This window comes from Cryobacterium algoritolerans (genome assembly GCF_004402785.1).
Taxonomy (GTDB): Bacteria; Actinomycetota; Actinomycetes; order Actinomycetales; family Microbacteriaceae; genus Cryobacterium; species Cryobacterium algoritolerans.
The window spans coordinates 1-18,660 of sequence record NZ_SOFP01000029.1 but is presented as its reverse complement, the minus strand read 5'-3'; the positions used below and the strand labels follow the sequence as shown (position 1 = coordinate 18,660).

The 18,660-nt window shown below is 68.7% G+C and carries 22 protein-coding genes; 6 read left to right on the top strand and 16 right to left on the bottom strand.

The window, feature by feature from the left end:
* Window positions 1-22: 22 nt before the first annotated feature.
* A complete protein-coding gene (locus E3O19_RS05760; protein ID WP_134566050.1) occupies window positions 23-505 on the bottom strand; it encodes a heme-degrading domain-containing protein in 483 nt (160 codons plus the stop codon).
* Between the two features lie 141 nt (window positions 506-646).
* Here E3O19_RS05760 and E3O19_RS05755 point away from each other — a divergent pair, with 141 nt between their 5' ends.
* Window positions 647-850, top strand: coding sequence for a three-helix bundle dimerization domain-containing protein (locus E3O19_RS05755; RefSeq protein WP_241981228.1), 204 nt, complete (start codon window positions 647-649; stop codon window positions 848-850).
* Window positions 851-971: 121 nt separating this feature from the next.
* On the opposite strand, the gene E3O19_RS05750 is transcribed toward E3O19_RS05755, so the two are convergent.
* The 3 genes from E3O19_RS05750 to E3O19_RS05740 all read right to left on the bottom strand — a co-directional run bounded on the left by E3O19_RS05750 (window position 972) and on the right by E3O19_RS05740 (window position 4,302).
* Window positions 972-1,241 (bottom strand): hypothetical protein, encoded by a 270-nt coding sequence (locus E3O19_RS05750; RefSeq protein WP_134566046.1) that lies wholly within the window; start codon window positions 1,239-1,241, stop codon window positions 972-974.
* 316 nt (window positions 1,242-1,557) lie between these two features.
* The gene (locus tag E3O19_RS05745; RefSeq protein ID WP_134566044.1) at window positions 1,558-2,067 is read right to left on the bottom strand and encodes a universal stress protein; all 510 of its coding nucleotides are present in this window, start codon (window positions 2,065-2,067) and stop codon (window positions 1,558-1,560) included.
* Between the two features lie 333 nt (window positions 2,068-2,400).
* Entirely contained in the window at window positions 2,401-4,302 is a 1,902-nt protein-coding gene (locus E3O19_RS05740) for an APC family permease (protein ID WP_241981230.1), read from the bottom strand.
* A gap of 122 nt (window positions 4,303-4,424) precedes the next feature.
* On the opposite strand from E3O19_RS05740, the gene E3O19_RS05735 reads away from it, so the two are divergent.
* A complete protein-coding gene (locus tag E3O19_RS05735; RefSeq protein ID WP_134566041.1) occupies window positions 4,425-4,790 on the top strand; it encodes an ArsR/SmtB family transcription factor in 366 nt (121 codons plus the stop codon).
* Here the strand turns inward: E3O19_RS05735 and E3O19_RS18260 are convergent.
* Entirely contained in the window at window positions 4,760-4,984 is a 225-nt protein-coding gene (locus E3O19_RS18260; RefSeq protein WP_241981227.1) for a hypothetical protein, read from the bottom strand. The two genes, E3O19_RS05735 and E3O19_RS18260, sit on opposite strands and share 31 nt — an antisense overlap.
* A 42-nt stretch (window positions 4,985-5,026) precedes the next feature.
* On the opposite strand from E3O19_RS18260, the gene E3O19_RS05730 reads away from it, so the two are divergent.
* A complete protein-coding gene (locus E3O19_RS05730) occupies window positions 5,027-5,944 on the top strand; it encodes a cation diffusion facilitator family transporter (protein WP_174776902.1) in 918 nt (305 codons plus the stop codon).
* Between the two features lie 40 nt (window positions 5,945-5,984).
* Here the strand turns inward: E3O19_RS05730 and E3O19_RS05725 are convergent, their stop codons facing one another.
* The 4 genes from E3O19_RS05725 to E3O19_RS05710 form a co-directional block, all read right to left on the bottom strand.
* On the bottom strand, window positions 5,985-7,247 hold the full coding sequence (locus tag E3O19_RS05725) for an MFS transporter (RefSeq protein WP_241981226.1): 1,263 nt from the start codon (window positions 7,245-7,247) through the stop codon (window positions 5,985-5,987).
* 26 nt (window positions 7,248-7,273) lie between these two features.
* Window positions 7,274-7,501 carry a YgaP family membrane protein gene (locus E3O19_RS05720; protein ID WP_198413866.1) on the bottom strand — a complete coding sequence of 76 codons (228 nt, stop codon included), beginning with the start codon at window positions 7,499-7,501 and terminating at the stop codon, window positions 7,274-7,276.
* A gap of 56 nt (window positions 7,502-7,557) precedes the next feature.
* Window positions 7,558-8,178: a class I SAM-dependent methyltransferase gene (locus tag E3O19_RS05715; protein ID WP_134566037.1), complete on the bottom strand. Its 621-nt coding sequence runs from the start codon at window positions 8,176-8,178 to the stop codon at window positions 7,558-7,560.
* Between the two features lie 119 nt (window positions 8,179-8,297).
* Complete coding sequence (locus E3O19_RS05710) at window positions 8,298-9,620, bottom strand: LuxR C-terminal-related transcriptional regulator (RefSeq protein WP_241981225.1); 1,323 nt, start codon at window positions 9,618-9,620, stop codon at window positions 8,298-8,300.
* Window positions 9,621-9,740: 120 nt separating this feature from the next.
* Here E3O19_RS05710 and hxlB point away from each other — a divergent pair, with 120 nt between their 5' ends.
* Both hxlB and hxlA read left to right on the top strand, forming a co-directional pair.
* Entirely contained in the window at window positions 9,741-10,343 is a 603-nt protein-coding gene (hxlB, locus tag E3O19_RS05705; protein ID WP_134566035.1) for a 6-phospho-3-hexuloisomerase, read from the top strand.
* A gap of 82 nt (window positions 10,344-10,425) precedes the next feature.
* Window positions 10,426-11,049 (top strand): 3-hexulose-6-phosphate synthase, encoded by a 624-nt coding sequence (hxlA, locus tag E3O19_RS05700; protein WP_134566033.1) that lies wholly within the window; start codon window positions 10,426-10,428, stop codon window positions 11,047-11,049.
* A 145-nt stretch (window positions 11,050-11,194) separates the two neighbouring features.
* Here hxlA and E3O19_RS05695 read toward each other — a convergent pair whose 3' ends face one another.
* The 3 genes from E3O19_RS05695 to E3O19_RS05685 form a co-directional block, all read right to left on the bottom strand.
* Complete coding sequence (locus E3O19_RS05695) at window positions 11,195-11,863, bottom strand: HAD hydrolase-like protein (protein ID WP_241981224.1); 669 nt, start codon at window positions 11,861-11,863, stop codon at window positions 11,195-11,197.
* 134 nt (window positions 11,864-11,997) lie between these two features.
* Window positions 11,998-12,693, bottom strand: coding sequence for an endonuclease NucS (gene nucS / locus E3O19_RS05690; protein WP_134566031.1), 696 nt, complete (start codon window positions 12,691-12,693; stop codon window positions 11,998-12,000).
* Window positions 12,694-12,702: 9 nt separating this feature from the next.
* Window positions 12,703-13,962: an MFS transporter gene (locus E3O19_RS05685; RefSeq protein ID WP_241981223.1), complete on the bottom strand. Its 1,260-nt coding sequence runs from the start codon at window positions 13,960-13,962 to the stop codon at window positions 12,703-12,705.
* A gap of 92 nt (window positions 13,963-14,054) precedes the next feature.
* Between E3O19_RS05685 and E3O19_RS05680 the strand changes: the two genes are divergently transcribed.
* Complete coding sequence (locus E3O19_RS05680; RefSeq protein WP_134566029.1) at window positions 14,055-15,530, top strand: pyridoxal phosphate-dependent decarboxylase family protein; 1,476 nt, start codon at window positions 14,055-14,057, stop codon at window positions 15,528-15,530.
* Between the two features lie 208 nt (window positions 15,531-15,738).
* Here E3O19_RS05680 and fdxA read toward each other — a convergent pair whose 3' ends face one another.
* From fdxA to sufD, 4 genes are all read right to left on the bottom strand, one after another.
* Window positions 15,739-16,062 (bottom strand): ferredoxin, encoded by a 324-nt coding sequence (gene fdxA, locus E3O19_RS05675; RefSeq protein WP_134566027.1) that lies wholly within the window; start codon window positions 16,060-16,062, stop codon window positions 15,739-15,741.
* Window positions 16,063-16,122: 60 nt separating this feature from the next.
* Entirely contained in the window at window positions 16,123-16,440 is a 318-nt protein-coding gene (locus E3O19_RS05670; RefSeq protein ID WP_420898588.1) for a metal-sulfur cluster assembly factor, read from the bottom strand.
* 53 nt (window positions 16,441-16,493) lie between these two features.
* The gene (sufC, locus tag E3O19_RS05665; protein ID WP_134566025.1) at window positions 16,494-17,258 is read right to left on the bottom strand and encodes a Fe-S cluster assembly ATPase SufC; all 765 of its coding nucleotides are present in this window, start codon (window positions 17,256-17,258) and stop codon (window positions 16,494-16,496) included.
* Between the two features lie 80 nt (window positions 17,259-17,338).
* Window positions 17,339-18,538, bottom strand: a complete 1,200-nt coding sequence (gene sufD / locus E3O19_RS05660; RefSeq protein WP_241981222.1) for a Fe-S cluster assembly protein SufD — start codon at window positions 18,536-18,538, stop codon at window positions 17,339-17,341.
* Between the last annotated feature and the right edge of the window lie 122 nt (window positions 18,539-18,660).

Here is an 18,660-nt window from a genome sequence, read left to right as displayed (position 1 = left end):
GGGAGCTGTGAACGGCGGCGGCTCAGCCCTGAGCCAGGCGGTGCTCCGCGAGCACCTCGACGACGAGGTCGTGGTCGTCGCGCTGGGCCAGGCCGGAGACGCCGACCACGCCGATCAGCGAGCCGCGCACGCGCAACGGGAAGGCGCCCCCGTGCGCGGCGTGGGTGGCCGGGTCGAGGTGCGAGGCCGTGCGGAAGTCGCGGCCGAGCGAGCGAAAGCGCGTGCCCACCGCGAACGAGGAGTTCGCGAACCGGCGCACCACCCGGAACTTGCTCTCGAGCCAGGCGTCGTTGTCGGCGCTCGAACCGGGTAGCGCCGCGTGGAAGACGCGCTGGTCCCCGAACGTGATCGACACGGCGATCGGATGCCCGCGTAGAGAGCCGAGCTCCACCAGCCTGGAGCCCACCGCCCAGGCGTCGCCGAAGTCGAAGGAGTCGAATTGGATGGTGCGTTCCTGGTCGAGCAGAGTGCTGAGGAGGTCTGCCGCCTCCGATGCATCGGTCATGGTTCGCCTTTCGGGCGAGCGCGTCGGTGTGCGCCCGTTGCTCCAGTCTTCCACGCGGCCGGAGCGTCGAAGCCGGGGCAAACCGGCCCCGCGCGTCGTCCGGAAGTTGACCAAATGGGGGCGGGGGCTGAAACTGGAGAGGTGAACCCCCAAGAGGAAGACCGTGCCGTCGCCAAGGTCATCGATCGGTTGGCCGAAAAGTTCCCGGAAGAGCCGCGAGTGCGGATCGAGCAGACCGTTCACGAACAGCAGGAAGCGCTGGCGGGAAACCCGGTGCGCGACTACGTTCCCGTGCTGATCGAGCACGCGGCGAAGAACCGATTGCGTAGCCCAGCCACCATCTGAGCCGACCCAGGTTCCTCTGCCGTTCAGGCCAGGAGAGGACCAAGGTCGCGTGCTCCCGTCTGAAGCAGCCGAAGAAGTTCGCCCCCGGTTTAGATGGGCCCCGGAAAGCCAGGTGGTGTATTCAGCGCCACCCTTCCGCCTTCGGGATCGCCGACCGCGGCATCCGTCGTGGATACAGCGGGCTCGAGGCGGAACGGATGCGAGCGTGCAAATCCATTAGCGGGCACTCCCAACGGCCGCGGTCGATGAGCCGGTTCGTCACGAGCATGCCGATCAGCGCGGAGGTCAGTCGCAGCTGTACCCGCTGGTCCTGAGGCTCCTGGGTGCCGTGATCGAGCCATGGCTCGCGCAGGAACAGACCGAGCCCGAAGAGCAGGTCCTCGGCGTGCATGGTGCGGAACCATGGCCCCCTGGGGCTCGATCTCGCGCTCGGCGGCGAGCAGCACGCGGTCGTCGGCGACCAGGATGACGTCCGCTTCGGTTTCCAGGCAGTCCAGCATCCGCTGGTACGCACGCGTGATGCGCTGACGGGTGACAGGACCGGCGCGCCCCGCGAGCTCATGGTCGAAGAACACCTGGAGGATTTCGTCGATGTGGGGCTGAGTCGTATTCATGGCGGCAGGGTCCCAGTAGCCACCGACACTCGCTGGAACCCGGGACGCGGGCCCGAGGGTCCTCGCCTGAGTCCCAGTTCAGCCCAGTTCTGTTCAGCGCATTTCCCAGGGGAGCCGTTCGTCGAAGGGAACGGGGGCGAGCGGGATCATCACCACCGGGCGGTGCTGGCGGTGGGCCAGGCGCACGGCAATCGAACCGGAGAAGAACGCTTGGAGGCCGCCACGGACGCTGGATTCCCGCGTGCCGACAATGATCAGCGACGCCCCCAACGTCTCGGCGAGATGGCCGAGGGCCAGGGCAGGGTCGCCAGCCAGGGCCCGCGTGCTCCAGGCCACGCCGCTCCCTTCGAGCAGCGCCTCCAGGTGGGCGCGCAGCCCCGGGTGGAAACCCTCGTCGGCCAGGTCCGTGTTGTCCGGGTCGAACGACAGGGTGGACATGCTGCCGTCGGGGTGCTCGGAGACCATAAAACGGCCGGCATCGACCCAGGCGCAGATCAGCTCCGCCGCGAAATGGGCGGCGAATACGGCCGCCTGCAACACGACGGCATCCGGTTGGCCCGGGGCGACGCCCACGATCACGCGCGCCGGGTGACTAGCGCTCATGATCTGCTCCCTTTCGGCGCGGCTGGGTGCCGACCAGTCCGATCGTGCCACCGACCGGCGGGCATTGCGAGTACTCCCCGCCGAATGAGCCAAATATTGATGTTCATCGATATGGAGGATTCACCGACAGCACTGACAGGTCGTCTCCACGGATGCCGGACCGGCAGTCGGTGCCCAAGGGCCAACATCCAGATCTCCGAACCGGGCCTGTGCTGCGGCGCGGGAATCTGCGGCGGGGACGTCCACCAGGCGCTGGCCACGGCCCCACGGCCCCACGGTGCCGACCGGGCGGTACCCGTCGCGGGCTGAGCCGGGCACGCGCGCCCTAATTCATCAACTGACGTGGATGTGCGGTCGCCGTTTGGCGTTGGGTTCCGATTCGCGCAACACCTCGCGAGTGACGGGGGCGATTTCGCCGAGTCCGGTGAACAGGAACTTGAACATGTTGGAGATCGGGTTGCCCTGGGTCCATTCGAAGTAGATCTCCGGGATCAGGCCGGTCTGGTCGCGGATCTCCAGCAGCACGGCGGCGATCGTGTTCGGTACGTTCCCGCTCGTGACCTGGAGCACACGGTACCCGTGCTTGGCGACTCCGCGCACGAGCAGGTCCTCCTCGAAATCGGAGGAGTCGGATGGGTGCACCTCGAGGAACATGATCGGTGACCCGGGCGGGATGTGGCCGAAGCGTCGTTCGTCGCGGCTCTTGTTCCGGTACTCGGCCTCGGTATCCTCATCGGGCTCGTGCGAGATGATCCGGATGACGTCGTACTCCTCGGCATCCGACATGACGAAGTCCAGCGCGTTGGAATCCAGCACGACGGAGGTCGCCCGCAGCTCGAAGGAACGCCGCACGCGGGAGAGGATCGAGGTGGTCATGATGGCGAGGATGAAGAGTCCGGCGATCCGGACGCCATCCGGGCGTTCAAAGACGTTGGCGACCGTCGTGTAGGTCAGGATCAGGGCGGTGACGCCGAATCCGAGGGTGCGCCAGCGCTGCTGCTTGTGCCAGGCCGAGAGGGTTACGGCGACGGAGGCGGACGTCATCAGCACGAGCACCCCGGTGGCGTACGCGCCGCCCTGGGCGTCGACGTTCGCCTGGAAGACCACCGTGATGAGGAAGGCGATGCCGATGAAGATCAGGACGAGTGGGCGGACGGCCCTGGCCCACTGGGGCGCCATCCCGTAGCGCGGCAGGTAGCGGGGAACAAGGTTGAGCAGGCCGGCCATCGCCGACGCGCCGGCAAACCACAGAATGCAGATGGTACTGATGTCGTAGACGGATCCGAAAACCGGTCCGAGGTATTCGTGTGCGAGATACGCGAGGGCGCGACCGTTGGCCGGTCCGCCGGGCTGGAAGTCCTTCTGCGGGATCAGCAGGGTCGTGACGACGCTCGAGGTGATCAGGAAGGCGCTCATGATGAGCGCCGCCGTGGTGAGCAGGCGTTTGGTGCCGCGGATCCGGCCGACGGGGTCCTCCTCGGTGTCGCTTGAGTCGCCGGTCACCTGCGGCATCACGGCAACCCCGGTCTCGAAGCCGGACAGGCCCAGCGCCAGCTTCGGGAACACGATCAGGGCAATTCCGACCATGACGAGCGGATTACCATGTTGCGCAGTGAGTGCTGCCCACCAGTCCGTAATCAGGGCAGCATGCCCAGCGACGTGTCCGATGGCCACAATGATCACGACGAGATTGAGGAATAGGTAGACCGCAACCAGCACGACGGCGATGCCGATGGCCTCCTTGAAGCCGCGGAGGAAGACGATGCCGAGCAGCGCGACCAGCAGCAGGGTGACCAGCACCTCCTGACCGTGCATCCAGGCGGGAGCGAATGGGTTCTCGATCGCGTGGGCCGTGGCGTCGGCCGCCGACAGGGTGATCGTGATCATGAAGTCCGTGGCGGCGAACCCGAGCAGGGCGAGCACGAAGAGCTTGCCGGCCCACCAGGGCAACAGGCGTTCCAGCATCTGGATCGAACCAGACCCGTGGAAGCTCTCCTGCGCGACCCGTCGATACACCGGCAGGGCACCCAGAAGAGTCAAGGCGACCAGCACGATGGTCGCGATCGGCGACAGCAGACCGGCCGCGAGGGCCGCGATGGCCGGCTGGTAGCCGAGGGTGGAGAAGTAGTCGACCCCGGTCAGGCACATCACCCGCCACCAGGAATGCGTCTTCTCGGCCGTGGCGGCGTGGGGACCCACGTGCTCGCCCCGCTGGTTGACAAGGCCCTTGAGCATCCAGGTGCGGATGCCGGCGGACCCTACGCGAGATTTGATCACCAGCAAACATTACTCCGCGCGGGCGAACGACGTTCGCGTCCGATCAGCGACGCGCGAACCGAATGTGCAATAATCTGCGCATGGATGCAGATAATGAGATGTGTGGCCGTGCGCCCGATAGTCAATTCGTCGAGTTGGCTGTTGAAGTCTTCGCCATGCTGGCAGACCCCACCCGGGTGCGGATCGTCCTTGCCCTGCGCGACGGAGAGCTTTCCGTGAATCAACTCGCAGATGCCATCACCAAGTCGCCCGCGGCCGTCTCCCAACATTTGGCCAAGCTGCGTCTGGCGCGGATGGTAACCACGCGCCATGAAGCGACCCGGGTGTTCTACCGTTTGGAAAACGAGCACGCGAGTCAACTCGTGTCGGATGCGATCTTCCAGGCGGAGCACTCCCTCGGGGGCACTCCGCGCCATCACCACACCCAGAACGAGGCCAGCGCATGAGCGCGCCACACCTGCATTCCCCCGATAATGGCCTTCCCGGCGACGCCCACACCCGCGGGCACGGGCACGAGCACGACCACGGGCACGGGCACGAGCACGACCACGGGCACGACCACGGGCACGGGCACGAGCACGACCACGGGCACGAGCACGACCACGGGCACGACCACGAGGACGGCCATGGCGCTGGCCACGCGCACCCCACCGGCGTCAAGGGATTCTTCTACGGACTATTCGTGCCTCACAGCCACGACGCCGCTGACTCGATCGATGACGCGTTGGAGGCCAGTACCCAAGGCATCCGCGCGGTCAAAATCAGCCTGTTCATCCTCCTCGGCACCACCGTCCTGCAGCTCGCCGTCGTGCTCGTCAGCGGCTCGGTGGCTTTGCTCGCCGACACCATCCACAACTTCTCCGACGCCCTGACCGCGATTCCGTTGTGGATCGCGTTCATCCTCGGCCGTCGCATCGCGTCCCGCCGATACACCTACGGTTACGGGCGGGCCGAGGACCTCGCCGGACTCTTCATAGTCGGGGTGGTCGCCCTATCCGCCGTCGTGGCAGCATGGCAGTCGATCGACCGGCTCTTCAACCCTGCGCCGTTGCACAACCTGTGGTGGGTGCTCGCCGCCGGCCTGATCGGTTTTGCGGGCAACGAACTGGTCGCGGTCTATCGCATCCGCGTCGGGCAGCAAATCGGATCGGCGGCCCTCGTCGCCGACGGCGTTCACGCACGGATTGACGGCTTCACGTCCCTGGCCGTGGTCGCAGGTGCGCTCGGCGTCATGCTCGGATTCCCGTTGGCCGACCCGATTGTCGGCCTCCTGATCTCCGCGGCGATCATCGTTTTGCTCTCGGGAACGGTGCGGAGCATCGGTCGGCGACTCATGGATGGTATCGAACCGGAGCTCGTGGACCGGGCGCGGTCGGCACTGGCGGAGGCCCCCGGGGTGGTGGAGGTTTCCGGTATCCGTTTGAGATGGGTTGGTCACCGACTTCGAGGTGAGGCGCGCGTCGTGGTCGCCGATACCCTGCTGTCTGCGGCAGGGCTGGTGGCCAACGAGGCCGAGCGTCATCTGCAGCGCGCGATGCCGAATCTCGATCATTTTACGATTCAGACGGTCGCTGCCGGGTCACAGCCTGGGCAACGGTAGGCCAGGGGCAGGCGTGCACTGACGGCCTCAGCACGGGAGGCTATCCGGAGCGCTGTGCCGCCGCGAGTCGCAGCGCGGACCAGACCACGATCACGGCAACCAGGAGCATGGTGACCAGGCCCAAGCCCGAATAGCCGGCCGCCGAGAGGATCGGGCCGGCCATGGCGCCGCCGAGCGCCCCGGCCGCGTTCATCGAGAGGTCGGAGAAGCCCTGCAGGGGGGCGCGATCGTGCACCTCGACGGCCTCGGCGATAAGCGCGGAGCCGGCGACGACGGATGCCGACCAGCCGAGCCCCAGCAGGATCAGCCCCGCAGTCATGGCCACCGGGGAGTCGCCGTTCAGCCAGAACAGGGTCAGCGCGGCCAACAGCAGCGCCTGGCCGGTGAGAATCACCGGCATCCGTCCGACCCGGTCGGCGAGGGCGCCGAAGACGGGGGAGAGGGCGTACATTCCGGCCACGTGCAGGCTGATCGTGAGCCCGACGAGGGTGAGCGTGGCGCCGTGGTCGCGCAGGTGCACGGGGGCCATCGACATGAGGGCCACCATCGTGGCATGGCTGAGGGCGATCACGCAGACGGCGAACCGGGCAGGCGGGTTGGCCCGGATGATGGCCAGCCCGCCGATCCGGCGCCTGCCTGCGGAGCCGCTCGTGTGCACAGCCAGGGCCGTGAGCAGCGGGTCGGGCCGGAGGCCAACCGAATAGACGGCGGCGGCGCCGACCGTGGCCAGCAGGGAGAAGGCGAACGCTCCGGTCAACGGCGGGAGGCCCAGGGAAGCGCCGACCACCTCGCCGGGGCCGAACAGGTTCGGGCCGAGCACCGCGCCGGCGGTGGTGGACCAGACGACGATCGAGAGGTCGCGTGCGCGAAACCGCACGCTGGCCAGGTCTGTTGCGGCAAACCGGGCCTGAAGGTTGGTGGCCGACCCCGCGCCGAGGAGCATGAGGGCCAGGAGCAGCAGCGGGAACGCGTCGACGGCCACCGAAGTGATGGCCAGAACGGCTCCGGCCCCGGCGATGAGCGACCCGGCCGCCAGGGAACGGCGCCGGCCGCGGGCCTGGGCGAGCCTGGACAGCGGCACGGCGACAAGGGCCGCGCCGAGCGTGCTCATGGTGGCAGCCATGCCGGACCAGGCGCTGGAACCGGAGAGCTGGGCGGCCAGCAGGGCGCCCAGGGAGAGCGTGGCACCCATGCCGATGCCGCCGAGGACCTGGCCGATGACGAGAACCCGCACCACCGAGCGCTGCAGCGGGCTGTGGTCCGGCGGCGTGCTCGGCGGCGTGGTCGGCGGTGCGACCGGCACCCCGCCGGTCGCGGGCCGGTCCGGGTTCAGGATGTGTGGGTTTTCCGGAAGTCGGGTCCCTGCAACGGCTTGCCGAAGAGCGGCGCGAGCAGGCAGAAATCGAACGAACCCGCGGCGATGAACACGGCGCCGAGCACGGCCAGGATCCACCACCAGCCGCCGAGGACCACGGTGAGGGCGACGAGGGTGAGGCCGGCGATGATGCGTGCCCAGCGACCGGCGGTCGACCCGAGGAACTGAAGAGTGGACATCATGTGCTCCCTTGCTCTGTGCCTCCCAATATACCCTATGGGGTAATTCTGGCGAGACCTCAGGCCCTGGCGACCAGAACGGTGTCGAGGGCCACTCCGCCGGTGTCCGCGGGGGACTCAGGGTCGGTGGCCAGGTCCCGGCTGACGGTTTCGCAACGCAGGACTCGCTCCGGTCCCACAATCGAGGAGAGTAGCTCGGGCGTGTAGAGAATGTCGGGGTTGCCGGGGCCGGGGCCGCCGACGCCGATGTTGGCCCGGTCGTGGCCGAGGACGAGCAGGTGACCGCCGGGGGTGAGCCAGCCCAGCATCCTGGCCAGCAGGGTGCGGAACAGCACCTCCGGAAGGTGCAGGTACATCACCGTGACCAGGTCGAAGCGTCCCTCGGGTTGCCAGGTTGTGGCATCCGCGACCAGCCAGTCCACGTGGACGCCCGCGGCCCGCGCGTGCTCCCCGGCCTGGGCTATGGCCTCGGCGGAGAAGTCCAGCCCGGTGACCTGCCAGCCCCGGCCGGCCAGCCAGATCGCGTTGCGGCCGTCGCCGGTGGCCAGATCGAGCGCGCGCCCCGGCTGCCAGGGCGCCACGGTGTCCTGCACGAGTTGCGCCGGCACCGCCGACCAGAGCCTCGCGTCATGGCCCTCCCGCGCCTGCCGGTAGCGGTCGTCCCACTCGTGTGCGTCCATCGCGAGGTCCCTTCGATCAATCCGGCTTCCGGCGTGCCAATTTTCGCACGGTGCCTGGTTCGGCGTGCACTCCGCCTCGGCTCGGCTCGGCTCGGCTCGGGTCGGGAGAGCGGATGCGCTCAGCGAGCGAGCGAGGCGAGCTCCGCCCGCGTGGAGGCACCCACCTTGCGAAGCAGGTTTGCCACGTGGAACTTGACGGTGTTCTCGCTGATCAACAGCGCCTCGGCGATAGCGCGGTTGCGCGCACCGGAGGCGACCAGTTCCAGCACACCCTGTTCGCGGGGGCTGAGGCCCCATTCGGCGGCCGGGGCCAGCGCGGCGACCGGCGCGTCCAGCGGGAGGGTCACCACCATCTCGGAGCCCCACCCGGCGGTGGCCTCCACTTCGAGGCTGCCGCTGAGCGCGGCAACCCGGCCGGCCAGCCGGCTCACACTGGGAACGTCGGTGGTGAGATCGCCCGGCCCGTCGTCCCGGACGCGGATGAGCAGGTTGCTGCCGTCGCAGTCCCACTGCACCCGCACCCGGCCGACCCCCTCCTGATCGATCAGGGCGAGCACGGCACCGCGCACGATGGCTCGCCCGGCGTGGGCAACCTCGCCGGGGAGCGCGCGGCCGTTGAGCGGGGGCTCAATGAACTGCACGTCCAGGTCGCCGAAACGCACCAGCGGCCGCAGATCGTCACGCAACCGTTCGAAGGCCTGAGCGACCGGTTCCTCCGACAGGGACCGGTCGCGGTCGGAGACCGCCCGTAGTCGTACCATGGCCTTTGCCGTCACGTCGATCGCGTTCTGGCGCGCCGCTTCCGCGCTGGCGTCGCGGGCGCGGAGCACGGCGAGGAGCGACTCCAGCGTGGTCGCGTGTGCGTCGGTGAGATCGGCGATCACCCTGGCCCGCTCAGCGGATGCGGCCCGCGAGTCGAAGAGATAGGCGGGCGGCGCCGCGGCCACCTGGCGACGGATGCCGGCGGCGACGAGCTCCCACAATTGCCCGATCACGGCGATGGACCGGGCCGGCCCACTCTCCGGCCCGTCCTCCGACACGGTGCCAGGTCGGGCGGGCGCCCCGGCCCACTCGGATTCCGGACCCGGCTCGGGGTCGGTGAGCACGAGCAGCGCGCCCGTGGCGGCGAGCCAGACCGCCACCGGGCGCACCTCGGAGCCGATGGTCGCGCCGGGCAGCCAGAGGGGCGCGGAGCCCTCCGGCATCGAGCCACGCAGCGTATCCAGTTCCGCGATCGACACCCGGTCCGTGATCCCGTCGTCTCCGGCCTTCTTCTGTGGCCGCCCGGTGCAGTCTTCGGTGAAGATCACCAGCGCGCTGTGGGTGAGGAGGGGGCGCACCAGTTCGGAGAGGCTCGCCGCCATGCCGAGGAGCGGGCTCGAGAGCACCAGGTCGACGCGCTCGAGCAATTCGATCGAATGGGGTTGGAGAAGTGGATTCACGAATCCAGCCTATCCATTCCCGTGCCTGACTCGCTGAATCCGGGTAAACCTACCCGGATGGGTAGGTCTGCCGTCCGTTTGGTGGGCCGCACGCCTGCCCGGAACGGCGCACGATGAGGTATGCCTTCACGCGCCACAGTCTCGCGCCCCGAACCCACCCCCTCGATCCTGCCCGCCCTCGAACTCATCGCTGCCGAGAACGCCGCCGTCATCCTTCGGCTGCTGGCAGATGCCGAGGCAACCCTCGACTCGGCCGCCGCACGGCTGCTGGCCGCCCGGAGCGTCTTCGTCTTCGGGGTCGGCCGGTCGGGCCTCGCACTGAAGATGACCGCGATGCGCCTCATGCACCTGGGACTCCGGGTGCACGTGGTGGGCGAGACGACGGCGCCGGCGATCGGCCCCGGCGACGTGCTGCTGGTGGCCAGCGGCTCGGGCAGCACCGGTGCGATCGTGCGTGCGGCCGAGGCTGCGGCGGCGGCCGGCGCCGGGATCGTGGCGATCACCACGGATCTCGGCTCGCCGCTCGGCGGCCTGGCCAAGGTGACGGTCGTGGTTCCTGCCGCCCGGAAGCAGGACCACGACGGGCAGGTCTCGGCCCAGTACTCCGGTGGCCTGTTCGAGCAGAGTGTCGTGGTCATCGGCGACGCCATTTTCCACGGCTTGTGGAAGGCATCCGGCGCATCGGCCGAGGAGCTGTGGCCGCGCCACGCCAACCTCGAATAGCCCTGACCAGCCTCGCCCTCCCAGACCACCCCGTCTCCCCGACGAATCCAGTCAATCCAACCGAAACAGAGAGAAGAACAACATGAAGCTTCAAGTAGCCATGGACGTGGTCACCACGGATGCGGCCCTCGCGCTGGCCGCACAGGTCGCGCCGCACGTGGACATCATCGAACTCGGCACCCCGCTGATCAAGGCGGAAGGCCTGCGCGCCGTGACCGCCATCAAGGCGGCGCACCCGGATAAGACGGTCTTCGCCGACCTCAAGACCATGGATGCCGGAGAACTCGAGGCAGACCTGGCGTTCACGGCCGGCGCCGACCTGGTGACCGTGCTCGGGGCGGCCGGTGACAGCACCATCGCCGGGGCGGTCGCAGCGGCTAAGAAGCACGGCAAGGGAGTCGTCGTCGACCTGATCGGGGTCGCCGACAAGGTGACCCGCGCCCGGGAGGTCACCGAACTCGGCGCCGCGTTCGTTGAGATGCATGCCGGCCTCGACGAGCAGGCCGAGCCCGGCTTCTCCCTGGCGACACTGCTCAACCAGGGCGAGACGGCCCGGGTGCCGTTCTCGCTGGCGGGCGGTGTGAGCATTGCCACCATCGCCTCCGTGCAGCGGGCCGGCGCATCCGTTGCCGTCGCGGGCGGCGCGATCTACGGTGCGGAGGATCCGGCGGCCGCGGCCCGGGCCCTGCGTGCGGCGATCATCTGAGCCAGATCATCTGAGCCAGATCATCTGAGCCAGATCATCTGGGTCAGGGGCGGCATGTCTCGGCGGCATGAAGCCGCCGACACAGGAAACGCACGAGGCGCCGCCGGAAGGAAGGCACCTCGTGCGTTTTCGTGTGTCGGGTGGATCAGCCGAGCAGGAGCCTGCCGAGCTGGTCGACCGAGTAGACCGTGGCGGTCGCGGCGGCGGCCTCGGCGGGGGAGCCGTAGCCCCACTCGACGAGGATGGTGGGAACGCCGTGGGCGGCGGCACCCTCAGCGTCGTAGCTACGGTCGCCGACCATGACCGGGGCCGCAAGGTTGGCGCCGACGGCGCCGAGGCGGGTCAGGGCCTCCTCCACGATGTCGGCCTTGGAGCTTCGCGTTTCCGTGTCGGACGCGCCGACCATGACCGTGAAGTATTTAGCGAGGTCGAAGTGTTCGAGGATCGTGATGGCGCTGTGTTCGGGCTTGCTCGTGGCCAGGGCCATCGGGATCTTCGCCTCGTGGATGCGCTCGAGCAGGCCGGCCACGCCGGGGTACACGGCGGTGTCGAGCATATGCTCACCCTGGTAGTCGGCCCGGTAGACGGCGAGGGCCTCGAGGGCCTCATCGGGCGTCATCCCGGCGTATTCACGGAAGGCCGCGAGCAGGGGCGGGCCGACGTAGGCGAGGAGTTCCGCTGCCGGCGGAACCGGGCGGCCGAGGAGGGCGAAGGTGCGGGCCAGGGAGTTGGTGATGGCCGGGGCGGAGTCGGTGATCGTTCCGTCGAGGTCAAAGAGGATGGCGCTCCAGGTGCGCGTCAGTGTCGAATTCACTCGCCCATCCTAGGCGGAATGGCCGCAAACTCCTGCACCGTAAAGTAAAAAATGGAGCGCATTCCTGTTTCGCCGTGGCCGCCAGCCCCTTGTGCCGTGTGTGGCGGCCCGGCGTTCGGCGGCCCGCTTCGGGCCTAGAACAGCTTGGACTGGGTGTCGTCGAGACCGCGCATGGCGTCGTAGTCGAGCACCAGGCAACGGATGCCGCGGTCCTCGGCGAGCATGCGCGCCTGCGGTTTGATGATCTGCGCCGCGAACACCCCGGCTACCGGGGCCAGGTGCGGATCCCGGTTCATCAGCTCAAGATACCGGGTGAGCTGCTCGACCCCGTCGATGTCCCCGCGGCGTTTGAGCTCGACCGCGACCGAGCCGCCCGCGGCGTCCCTGGCGAGGATGTCGACCGGGCCGATCGCCGTCATGTATTCGCGACGCACGAGGGTGTGGCCGTCCCCGAGCAGGTGGATGTGCTCGGCCAGCAGCTTCTGCAGGTGAGCCTCGACGCCGTCCTTGATCAGCCCCGGGTCGATTCCCAGCTCGTGGGCCGAGTCGTGCAGCACCTCGTAGATGCTGACGATGAGCTGGTCTGCGGTCTTGGCGTGGGTGACCGTCCAGACCTCGGTGACGCCGGCATCCGCCTGGTCGTCATCGGGCGGGGCGACCTGGAGGGCGCACGGCGGGCTCATCCAGTTCAGCGGCTTGTACGAGCCACCGTCGGAGTGCACGAGCACACTGCCGTCGGACTTGATCATCAGCAGCCGGGTGGCCAGCGGCAGATGCGCACTGAGCCTTCCGGCGTAGTCAACGGAGCATTGGGCAATAACGAGACGCACCCGATGAGCCTAACCGGAGACGTGTCGGGTTTCGCGCGCGGCCGGTGCGGCCAGTCCGGCAAGCACCATCAGCCCGAGGATCAGGAACAGGGCGCTCAGGATGCCCCAGGCCTGGCCGAGCATCCCGAGCACCGGGGGGCCGACCAGGAACGCGAAATAGCCGATCATGGCCACCGCGCTCACCCGCGCGGCGGCATTCTTCGTGTCGTCCGCGGCGGCCGACATGCCCACCGGGAAGCCAAGGGAGGCACCCAGGCCCCAGAGCACCGTGCCGCAATAGATCAGGGCGTGGCTGGGCGCCAGGATGAACAGGAGCAGGCCGAGCCCGCCGAGAACCGCGCAACTGCGCAGTACCGGCACGCGCCCGAACCGGTCGATCACGGGGCCGCCGAGCACCCGGCCGACCGTCATTGCCGCCACGAACACTCCGAAGACGATCGCGCCCTCGGTGTTGCTGAGGCCATGCCCATCGACGGAGGCCAGGGCCAGCCAGTCGTTCGCCGAACCCTCGGCGAAGGTCATCCCGAGCACGATCACTCCGATCAGCAGGATCTTCAGGTCCGCCCAGACGGTGAGGCTCCGGCGCAACCGTTCGCGCCGGGTCTGCGGGCCGGCGGCTGAATCGGCCGCGGTCTCGGGGCGCGGGTCGACCAGTGGGATGTACGGCACGGCGACGACCGCAGCGGCCAGCACGAGGATGGCGATCCCGAGCAGGTGCCAGTGCACCGGGAGCCCGACGAGGGAGGCGCCGGCGCCGATGAGGGCCCCGACCACGGTGCCGAGGCTGAAGCAGGCGTGCATCAGCGGCATCAGGGTCTTGCCGATCTCGCGCTCCGCCGCCGCGCCCTCCACATTCATCACGACGTCGAGCGAGCCGATACCGAAGCCGACAAGGGCAAGGCCGAAGAAGACGAAGGGAGCTGAGGTGAGCAGGCTGGAGCCGGCTCCGACGAGGATCAGCCCGACGACCGAGAGTGAGGCGCTCTGCAGCATCGACCGTCGCGCGCCGAATCGGCCGAGCATCCACACGGCGGCGACGAGGCCGAACACCGACCCGGCGGAGAGACCGAAAATGAGGAGGCCGACCTCGGCGGTGCTCAGCCGCAGCCCGTCGCGCACGGCCGGGATCCGCGACATCCAGGTGGCAAGGCTGAGCCCGCTGAGGAAGAAGATCACGAAAACGGCGTTGCGCCAGGCAAGGAGGCCGGGGGCCACCCGGCTGGGACCGGTCGTACCGGTCGTACCGTTCGGGTGTGCTGGCTGGGTCACGGGGAATCCTCGGTGGGTGTCATCGGTCTGTCGCGGCCGTCCACTCCAAAACTAGCCGACCCGATCGACCCGCGGGGGGCTACACTGGCCCCATGTCGGCCCAGCCGGACGCCTTCGAGGCGGCGCTGCAACGGGCGAGAGTGCACGCCATGGAGTGGCTCGCGTCCGTTCCCGCCCGCCCGGTGGGCCCGTCGCGCACCGCCGACGAGTTGCGTGCCGGATTCGCAGCGCCGCTGCCGGAGCAGCCGACCGACCCGGCCGAGGTCATCGACGAACTCGCGCGCCTGGCCGAACCCGGCCTGATGGCGATGCCCTCCGGTCGCTTCTTCGGCTGGGTGATCGGGGGAACCCTCCCGGCGGCGCTTGCGGCCGACTGGCTGGTCAGCGCGTGGGACCAGAACGCGGGCATGCGATTTGCCAGTCCGGCCGTCGCCGCGGCGGAGGAGGCCGCCGCAGGGTGGCTGCTCGACCTACTGCGCCTGCCACCCAGGTCGGACGTGGGCTTCACGACCGGCGGGACCACGGCCAACTTCGTCGGCCTCGCCGCGGGCAGGCAGGCCGTGCTCGACCGGGTCGGCTGGGATCTCGCCGGCCTCGGGCTGAGCGGGGCGCCGCGCATCCGGGTGTTCGCGGGGGCTGAGCGGCACGACGTCATCGACCTGGTGCTGCGCTACCTCGGCCTCGGCGCGCCCATCCTCGTCGACGCCGACGAGCAGGGTCGCATCCGGCCCGACGCGCTGGCCGCCGCCATGGACGACGGTGCAGTCCCGGTCGGCCCGGCCATCGTCTGCCTGCAGGCAGGCAATCTGCACTCCGGCGCGTTCGACCCGATGGCGGACGCGATCGCCGTCGCACACGATCGCGGGGCCTGGGTGCACGTCGACGGCGCGTTCGGTCTCTGGGCGGCGGTGAGCCGGCGCTACCGGGAGGCCCTGGCCGGACTCGAGCTCGCCGACTCCTGGGCGACCGACGGGCATAAGACGCTCAACGTTCCCTACGACTGCGGCATGGCGATCGTGGCCAGGCCCGACGTCGTGCGCGCGGCCTTCGGCGTGCACACCAGCTACCTCATCACCGACAGCTCCGGCCCGGGCGACCCGTTCGACAAGGTGCCGGAGCTCTCTCGACGTGCCCGCGGCGTGACCGTGTGGGCCGCGCTCCGGTCCCTCGGCCGCGCGGGCACCATCGCCCTCGTGGAGCGGCTGGCCGACCGGGCGGCAGAACTCGCAGCGGGTATCGCGCGCATCCCCGGCGCCCTGGTGCTGAACGAGGTGGTGTTCACCCAGGTCAGTGTCAGCTTCGGTGACGACGAGCGCACCCGTCGGGTGACCACGGCGCTGCTCAACGGCGGCGTGGCCTGGATGTCCGGGTCGCGCTGGCATGGCCGGGACGTGCTGCGCATCTCGGTGAGCAACTGGTCCACGGATGCCGACGACGTCGCGCTCTCACTGGCCGCCCTCGAGCGGGCGGTCGCCTCGGTTGACGCGGCCGGTGCGACGGCCGGTTCGACGGCCGGTGCGACGGCCGGTTCGACGGCCGGGAATTCCGGCACCGGGCCGGCCAACTGAGGCCGTCACCCGATAGAATTGTCCTGATCAGCACCGATGTGAACCCGGTTGGCCGGGTCGACGCGCCGAGGCGTGGGGAACCACCGAGGCCAGTCGAGGGGCATCGATGGACCCGGCGAACGTGTGCGCCGTCGTCACCGCGGGATGCAGCCGGTGCACCGCCGCATCCGCTCCTCGCGGGGCGCGGCGGTTCCGGCGGCCGGAGCGCCTAGGACGCCACCTGCGGTGGCAGGGCGGCGATGATCGGGTGATCCTTCTGAAACACCCCGGACTTGGCCGCCCCGCCGGGCGAGCCGATGTCGTCGAAGAACTCGACATTGGCCTTGTAGTAGTCGGCCCATTCCTCGGGAAGGTCATCCTCGTAGTAGATTGCCTCGACCGGGCAGACCGGCTCGCAGGCGCCGCAGTCGATGCACTCGTCCGGATGGATATAGAGGGCGCGGTCGCCCTCGTAGATGCAGTCGACCGGGCACTCGTCAACGCAGGCGCGGTCCTTCACATCGACGCAGGGCAGCGCGATCACATAGGTCACCGCGCCGCTCCTCTCAGAGGGAGGTGCGATGCGGGGCCCGTGCGGCGCTGATCCGGCCGGTTAGATGGTGAAACCAAGGGCGCTCATCATCTCCCGGCCGTCGTCGGTGATCTTCTCAATGCCCCACGGCGGCATCCAGACCCAGTTGATGCGGAACGCATCGACGACGCCGTCCAGGGCGATGCCGGTCTGCTCCTCGAGCACGTCGGTCAGCGGGCAGCCGGCCGACGTGAGGGTCATGTGGATGATCAGGGCGTTGTTCTCGTCGTCCCAGCCCAGGTCGTAGATCAGCCCGAGGTCGACGATGTTGATGCCGAGTTCTGGGTCGATGACGTCCTTGAGGGCCTCCTGGACGTCGTCGAATCGCTTCGCGCTCAGGGTGGATTCGGCCGTCTCGATCGGGGCAGCTTTCGCGGTGTCCGTGTCCAGGCTCAACGCGCCACCGCCTTGCTCTGGTACCGATCGTAGCCCTCGTCTTCGAGCCGGTCGGCGAGCTCGGGGCCACCCTGTTCGGCGATCCGTCCGTCGACGAAGACGTGCACGAAGTCCGGCGTGATGTAGCGCAGGATGCGGGTGTAGTGGGTGATCAGGAGCAGACCCAGGCCGGTGTTCTCCTTGGCCCGGTTGACGCCCTCCGACACGATCTTGAGCGCGTCGACGTCGAGGCCGGAGTCGGTCTCGTCGAGCACGGCGAACCGGGGCCTCAGCAGTTCGAGCTGGAGGATCTCGTTGCGCTTCTTCTCTCCGCCCGAGAAGCCCTCGTTCACGTTGCGCTCGGCGAAGCTCTTGTCCATCCGGAGCTGCTTCATGGAGTCGCGCACCTCCTTGATCCAGGTGCGGATGGGCGGCGCGACTCCATCGGTGGCGGTCTTGGCGGTGCGGAGGAAGTTCGTCACGGTCACGCCGGGGATCTCGACCGGGTACTGCATGGCCAGGAACAGCCCGGCGCGGGCGCGCTGGTCCACGGTCATCGTGGTGACCTCTTCGCCATCGAGCAGGATCGAACCGCTGTCGACGGTGTACTTGGGGTGGCCCGCGATCGTATAGGCGAGGGTGGACTTGCCGGAGCCGTTGGGGCCCATGATGGCGTGGATCTCGCCCTCGTTGATGGTCAGGTTCACCCCGTGCAGGATCTGCTTGGTGCCCTGGTCGGTCTCGACACTGACGTGCAGGTCGATGATCTGTAGAACTGACATGGAATTCACTTTCGTTCGTCGGCGCGCGCGCCGTGAAAAGGGTGGAGTGGCCGATGTATCGGCCAGAGTGAGCCGGATGCTTAGGCCGGGGTGCTCTCGGTGAGTTCTGCTTCGATGGCCGCCTGGAGGCGCTCTTCGAGCACCGGGGATCCGATCTGCTGCACGATTTCGCTGAGGAAGCCGCGCACGACGAGGCGCCGGGCCTCGTCTTCGGTGATGCCTCGCGACTGCAGGTAGAACAGTTGCTCGTCGTCGAAGCGGCCGGTCGCGCTCGCGTGCCCGGCGCCCTTGATGTCGCCGGTCTCGATCTCCAGATTCGGGATCGAGTCCGCCCGGGTGCCCTCGGTGAGCACAAGGTTACGGTTCTGCTCGTAGCTGTCGGTGCCGGCGGCATCCCGCCCGATCAGCACGTCGCCGATCCACACGGTGCGGGCACCCTGGCCCTGCAACGCCCCTTTGTACGTCACCCGGCTGCGACTGTTCGGCGCGGCATGGTTGACGAACACCTGCTGCTCGAGGTGCTGGCCGGCGTCGGCGAAGTACAGCCCCAACAGTTCCGTGTCCGAACCGGCCCCGGACAGTCGCACCGACGGGTTCACCCGCACGATGCTGCCGCCCAGGGTCACCACGACGTGCTTGAGGCGCGCGTCGCGGCCGATGGTCGCGAAGTGGTTCGTCAGGTGCACGGCCGTGTCGCCCCATTCCTGCAGGCTCACCACCGTCAGGTTCGCCGACTCGCCCAGGATGATCTCGACGTTCTCGGTCAGCCGAGCCTCGCCCGTGTTCGACAGGATCAGGATCGCCCGGCTGAACGGCTTGGCCTCGATGATCGTGTGCGCACCGCGCGGCCCGGAACCCAGCTGGGCACGGGTAACCGTGATCTCCTTGGCCTCCTCGCCGCTGATCGTAATGGCGAGAGCCTTCTCGAAACTCGACCATGCATTCGCCGACGCCCGCTCTTCGGGGGCGCCGGCTGAGCCGATGCGGGAATCCCCCCGACCGACCCAGGCGACACTGACGCCGGCAACGGATATCGACTCGACCGGGTACTGCGACCCGTCGAGCGCACCCGTGGTCAGATCGGTGAACTTCTTCACCGGGGACAGCTTCCAGACCGCCTCGCGGCCCGTGACGGGTCCGAAGTCGGCCACGTTCACGCTCGTGAACCGGTCGGAACGGGTCTGCACCGGAACGTAGCCGAAACGGCCGTCCGAGTGCTCGGTGATGCCGTGCTGCCCGGCAGTGGGCATGGCGGTAGTCAGGATTGCGGTCGCGGACATCTAGCCGACCGACCCTTCCATGCCCATTTCAATGAGCTTGTTGAGTTCGAGGGCATACTCCATGGGGAGTTCCCGGGCGATCGGTTCGATGAAGCCGCGCACGATCATGGCCATCGCCTCGT